Here is a 6,235-nt window from a genome sequence, read left to right as displayed (position 1 = left end):
GCCTGATAAGCGNAGCGCCATCAGGCAGTGTGGCAGCTAGGACTGACCCGGCCTGGATTATACGGAGGGTGCCATACCCCGATTAGTTCGCCATTCCGTAGGCCTGATAAGCGAAGCGCCATCAGGCATTAAACAGGATACCTGGCTATCAATTTTACGGCCCGGGGTACCCCGGGCCGTTTTATGCCTGACGATTACACCTCATAATCCAGCTCATCCTGCTTTACCGGCGGGACGATCTGCACCTTCTGCACCCGATGGCTGTCGACCTGCAGCGTGCGCAGGGTATAGCCGTCAATCTCAATGGTTTCCCCCACCTGCGGCACATGCTGCAAATACTCCATCAACAGACCGGCAACGGTGTGATACTCACGTTTATCATCCAGCGGCAGCGGAACGTACTGCACCAGGTCCTCCAGCGGCATATGGCCGTTGACCGTCCACGAACCGTCCTGATGATGCTGAATATCGTGCCGGGCATCGATCTCCTCCACCTCATTGGGCAGATTACCGGCGATGGTCTCCATCACGTCGCTGAGGGTCACAATCCCCTCGACGGAGCCAAACTCATCGACCACAAAGGCAAAATGGGTGCGGGCCTGGCGGAACTGCTCGAGCGCCGAGAGGAGCGGTAACCCCTCCGGGAAGACCAGCGGTTGACGCACCAGCGCCTGCAGATCCAGCGGCTCCTGGCGCAGGGACTGCTGGAGAAGGTCAATAACATGCACCACCCCCAGCAGATCTTCATTATCTTTCCCGCCGGTGACCACCAGACGGGTATGCTGATTTTTCTCCACCAGGCTGCGGATCTCTTCCTCCGGCGCGCTGAGGTTGATGCGCTCAATATCATGGCGCGACGTCATAATACTGCTGACGCTACGCTGATTAAGGTTCAGCACCCGCTCAATCATCAGTCGTTCCTGCGGATTAAACAGTGGATGTTGATCCTGATCGGCGACCAGCGACGCCGTGTCAGCATCCAGTTCAGCTTTTTCTTTCTGCCCGCTCAGCAAATTCATCACCGCTTCGGTAGTGCGCTGACGCAGCGTCATATTGGCGGAGAGGAAGCGACGGCGGTTAAACTGCGCCAGCTGGTTAAGCGCTTCAATCATGACCGAGAAGCCAATGGCCGCATATAAATAGCCTTTCGGAATGATAAAGCTGAAGCCTTCAGCAATCAGGCTGAAGCCGATCATCAGCAGGAAGCTCAGACAGAGGATCACGATGGTCGGGTGGCTGTTAACGAAGCGCGTCAGCGCCTTGCTGGCCATCAGCATCAGGCTGATGGCGATAACCACGGCGGCCATCATCACCGCCAGGTGATCAACCATGCCGACGGCGGTGATCACCGAGTCGAGTGAGAAGATGGCGTCGAGCACCACGATCTGCGCCACGACGGCCCAGAATTTCGCCCCTTTGCGCTGGGTGGGGTTATCGCTGTCTTTCCCCTCCAGCCGCTCATTAAGCTCGACGGTCGCTTTAAACAGCAGAAACAGGCCGCCAAACAGCATAATTAAATCGCGGGCGCTAAAGCTGAAGTCGTGAAAAACAATCAGCGGTTTGGTCAGGGTGACCAGCCAGGAGATAGAGGCCAGCAGCAGGAGACGCATGACCATCGCCAGCATCAGGCCAGTGATCCGCGCGCGGTCGCGCTGGGCGGGAGGGAGTTTCTCGGCGAGGATAGCGATAAAGACCAGGTTATCGATACCTAACACCAGTTCGATAACCACCAGCGTGACGAGACCTGCCCAGATTGACGGATCGGCAATCCATTCCATATGTATTAAAACCTGTACGACTGCGGTATGTGTTACCACGATCATGGATAAGATGAGTCTAAAATGCAATAACGACGCGGATATCGCCCTGCCGTGGGTGGATATATTTCCAGCGGATTAAGCGAACCGATAAGAATTATGTTCCGGAAAAGAACAGTGAAAAAATAACACCATGGCGGCGACCATGGAATAAGCTTGCCGATATCAGAACTTTTTCCGCTGCGTTTCAGCGAGGGCGGCAAAAGGCTTTCCTCCCGCGGTTCGTCACGGCGAGCGCGGATGCGCAGAGCAGAAGCGAAGCGCGAAGCCCGCTCACAAAACCGGCATAATTCATATTATGAAGTGAGTGCAGAATAGGGCGGATCGCAGTTCACCGTCGCGGATTCAGGCTAATATGTCGTCATATCCGGCTGTTTATGCTGAAATATATTGCCTGGCGAAATTTATTATCTCTATCTATTCTTTCCAGGCATACGCGCGGCGCGGCGGGGCCGGCGGCCAACAGACCCCGATAGACGGGCCTCTCAGCCACATCGCGCGGCGCAAAGGAACGAGCCGCTGAATAACCTGAACAAAAATAAGATTATTCTCACTTCTGACTGTTGATAAAAGGGAGTTGTGTGTATTCTTTTACGTGACAGTGAAATTAAGAATTTGGCGGGCAGATGCCCGGGCAGTATCCGTGTATTATCAGTTCCAATGGATTTGTGACATGTACAATTTTGCAAAACCGCGTGTTTTGCAACCAAACAGGTGAAGATGAATATGGCGAATTTGAAAGCGGTTATTCCGGTCGCAGGACTAGGCATGCATATGCTGCCGGCCACAAAGGCAATTCCAAAGGAGATGCTGCCGATCGTTGATAAGCCAATGATTCAGTACATCGTTGACGAAATCGTCGCCGCCGGGATCAAAGAGATTGTTCTGGTGACGCACTCCTCGAAGAACGCGGTGGAAAACCACTTCGACACCTCCTACGAGCTGGAAGCCCTGCTGGAACAGCGCGTGAAGCGCCAGCTGCTGGCGGAAGTGCAGGCCATTTGCCCGCCGGGCGTGACCATCATGAACGTGCGTCAGGCGCAGCCGCTGGGCCTGGGCCACTCCATCCTCTGCGCCCGCCCGGTAGTCGGCGACAACCCGTTTGTGGTGGTCCTGCCGGATATCATCCTTGACGGCGGCACCGCTGACCCGCTGCGCTATAACCTCGCCGCTATGATCGCCCGCTTTAACGAGACCGGCCGCAGCCAGGTGCTGGCGAAACGCATGCCGGGCGATCTCTCCGAATACTCCGTCATCCAGACCAAAGAGCCGATGGTGGCTGAAGGCCAGGTGGCGCGTATCGTCGAGTTTATTGAAAAACCGGACGAGCCGCAGACTCTGGACTCCGATCTGATGGCGGTGGGGCGCTATGTGCTGTCGGCGGATATCTGGGCCGAACTGGAACGTACCGAGCCGGGCGCATGGGGCCGTATCCAGCTGACCGACGCCATTGCCGAACTGGCGAAGAAGCAGTCCGTCGACGCGATGCTGATGACCGGCGAAAGCTACGACTGCGGGAAGAAAATGGGCTACATGCAGGCCTTCGTCACCTACGGGATGCGTAACCTGAAAGAAGGCACCAAATTCCGCGAAAGTATTAAAAAAATGCTGGCCTGATTGCTAGCGTAGTACGGGGGGGCAGGGCGTGAACATTCGTCCTGCCGCTCATAACGTTATGCAGAAATTATTCATAACGCGAATGTTATAACGATTGTAAAGAAACGTATGGCTTCGGAGACTTCTGGTAGTTTGTCTCTGGCCTCTGTGGTGCAATGGTCGGAGTAGCGGCAATAATGCTTTATGAATAGTCACTTAGTGCGACAATTCCTAAAGCGCAGGGAAAGCGGTCAACGTCAGCCAAAAATAAAACTTGACTGCGATCATGTTTCCGCTTTAAACATCTCACTTGCATGCATAAAAATGTGAAATGAATTGGCATGCGAGCTGGTACAGACATTACGGATAATCCCTGAGCACGGCAGTGGACATCATCGAAGGATCACAGGTATATGAACTGGCAACTCATCTCATTTTTTGGCGATAGCACCGTTTTGTTGCCCAGCGCAGCGGCGCTGTTTATTGTCCTGATGCTGCGTAAAACGTCGCGGTTGCTGGCGTGGCAGTGGAGTTTGCTGTTCGGCATCACCGGCGCTATCGTCTGCGCCTCCAAACTGGCCTTTATGGGCTGGGGTCTGGGTATTCGTGAACTGGATTACACCGGCTTCAGCGGCCACTCCGCGCTCTCCGCGGCCTTCTGGCCTATCTTCCTGTGGCTGCTCAGCGCCCGTTTCTCCGTCGGTCTGCGTAAAGCGGCCGTTATTACCGGCTATGTTCTGGCCGCCGTGGTGGGCTATTCGCGGCTGGTCATCCATGCGCATTCCGTCTCGGAAGTGATTGCCGGCCTGCTGCTGGGCGCTGCTGGCAGCGCTTTGTTCCTGGTGTTGCAAAAACGTACCTCTGATCCGGAAAGCGTGAATATCTCATGGGGCGGTGTCGCATGCCTGGTGATGGTTCCACTTATCCTTTTACATAGCGGTAGCAAAGCGCCGACTCAGTCCCTGCTGGGACAAATCGCCACCGCGGTGGGGCCGCTGGATAAACCCTTTACGCGTACCGATCTGCACAAGCAGGCCTGGTAATCGCCATTTGTTTTACAGGGGAAATTAAGTTTTCGCCGGTTAATTAAACAAATAAGAAAATAATCTACTATATATCCGGTAATTGATAATTCATATTTATGAAATAATGAAGTGCTACTACATTGTTATTGAATATTTGCCTGGATATAGCGGTGCTAAGACGTTTCTTAAATGCGCTGAGACGTTACCCGATGCACATTCAATGAATATCCAGATACAGGAAACTATTAGAAATTGTAGTTGACTATAACGCCATCATCTGATTTTTGCATGAAGATGAGCTATGGAAAAAGACGTTTTATTACAGTCAGTTAGCTGCATGTGTGATGATGTAGCAGTACCGGGAAGATTTCTAACCCTGGAAATCAGTGAATAATCTTAATTGGTGACTCGCTTATTTTTTGTCAGTAGAACGACAGGCGGCATTAATTGGCAGATATTCGGTAACAACACTCCCAATTGTGACCGAAATCCCGTAAACTTAACGCCGCCAAAAATAATGGCCTGACCAATTATTCATCCACAGGTCGATAAAAATTAAGTCGTTCAGGTAGTCAGTGCGCTGGTAGCTGTTAAGCCAGGGGCGGTAGCGTCGCTGAAGCCGCTTGCTGTTGCACAGAGGTTCTCTTCAACGGCTGNAAAATCGACCCGGTCAGGATGATCATCATCAATAGATATCTAACANTTTTCTACGGATATCCTCAGAAGTTGGCCAGGAGCGACTGCTGATATCGCCTGGACATTAACTTTCCTGTCTCATCCATAGCCTGTAGGGTAAAATTCGCCTACATTGTGAGCTGAGTGGATGTTATAAGGCTAACAAGCAGCTTAGGGTAAATGTACTTGCCTCGCCGGTGTTGCACAGCGAAGTCAGCTGGTGCCGCGAGCGCTTTCTATCTTGGTATTCCCCTCATTCTCATTGAGAAACGACAGCGGGGCTGAAAATGGATCTCGTACAATGATAAAAATTGCGCGCATTGCCGTGACGTTGGGTTTGCTTTCCTCACTGGGAGCCCAGGCTTACGCGGCCGGGTTAGTGGTAAATGACAACGACTTACGTAACGACCTGGCCTGGCTTTCCGATCGCGGGGTCATCCATCTGAGCCTGTCGACCTGGCCGCTGAGCCAGGAAGAGATTGCTCGGGCGCTAAAGAAGGCCAAGCCGTCTTATTCTTCTGAGCAAGTAGTTCTGGCCCGTATCAACCAGCGACTGTCTGCCTTAAAAGCGGATTTCCGGGTCACCGGCTACACTTCAACCGATCAGCCGGGCACTCCGCAGGGGTTTGGCCAGACGCAGCCGGCGGATAATTCGTTAGGCCTGGCGTTCAATAACAGCGGTGAGTGGTGGGATGTCCACCTGCAGGGCAACGTCGAAGGAGGGGAGCGGATCAGCAACGGCTCGCGCTTCAACGCCAACGGCGCATACGGTGCGGTGAAGTTCTGGAACCAGTGGCTCTCTTTTGGTCAGGTTCCGCAGTGGTGGGGACCGGGCTATGAAGGTAGCCTGATCCGCGGGGATGCCATGCGGCCGATGACCGGTTTCCTGATGCAGCGCGCAGAGCAGGCAGCGCCAGAGACCTGGTGGTTGCGCTGGGTCGGCCCATGGCAGTACCAGATCTCTGCCAGCCAGATGAATCAGTACACCGCTGTGCCGCATGCCAAAATTATTGGTGGCCGCTTTACCTTCTCTNCNTTCNAGTNNNTTGAACTAGGCGCATCGCGCATTATGCAGTGGGGCGGGGAAGGGCGTCCTGAATCACTCAGCAACTTCTGGGATGG

General features: G+C 53.6%; 3 protein-coding genes and 2 pseudogenes. 3 read left to right on the top strand and 2 right to left on the bottom strand.

From position 1 onward, the window contains the following. Nucleotides 1–194: 194 nt before the first annotated feature. Nucleotides 195–1,778 (bottom strand): TerC family protein, encoded by a 1,584-nt coding sequence (locus VZP09_RS12700; protein WP_004151147.1) that lies wholly within the window; start codon nt 1,776–1,778, stop codon nt 195–197. A 759-nt stretch (nt 1,779–2,537) separates the two neighbouring features. Between VZP09_RS12700 and galF the strand changes: the two are divergent. Then, nucleotides 2,538–3,466 (top strand): annotated as a pseudogene (gene galF / locus VZP09_RS12695) (GalU regulator GalF). A gap of 360 nt (nt 3,467–3,826) precedes the next feature. After that, complete coding sequence (locus VZP09_RS12690; protein ID WP_020324300.1) at nt 3,827–4,456, top strand: phosphatase PAP2 family protein; 630 nt, start codon at nt 3,827–3,829, stop codon at nt 4,454–4,456. A gap of 546 nt (nt 4,457–5,002) precedes the next feature. Here VZP09_RS12690 and VZP09_RS12685 read toward each other — a convergent pair. Continuing rightward, nucleotides 5,003–5,124: pseudogene (locus tag VZP09_RS12685) on the bottom strand (hypothetical protein). A 290-nt stretch (nt 5,125–5,414) separates the two neighbouring features. Here VZP09_RS12685 and VZP09_RS12680 point away from each other — a divergent pair. Continuing rightward, nucleotides 5,415–6,235, top strand: an 821-nt coding sequence (locus VZP09_RS12680; protein WP_328795186.1) for a capsule assembly Wzi family protein, incomplete at its 3' end; no start/stop codon positions are given.

Origin of the sequence: Klebsiella sp. EMBS2024 (genome assembly GCF_036233805.1) — a bacterium.
In the GTDB taxonomy this organism is placed as follows: domain Bacteria; phylum Pseudomonadota; class Gammaproteobacteria; order Enterobacterales; family Enterobacteriaceae; genus Klebsiella; species Klebsiella pneumoniae.
The sequence above is the reverse complement of the archived record's forward strand: the minus strand, read 5'-3'. Positions and strand labels throughout refer to the sequence as shown.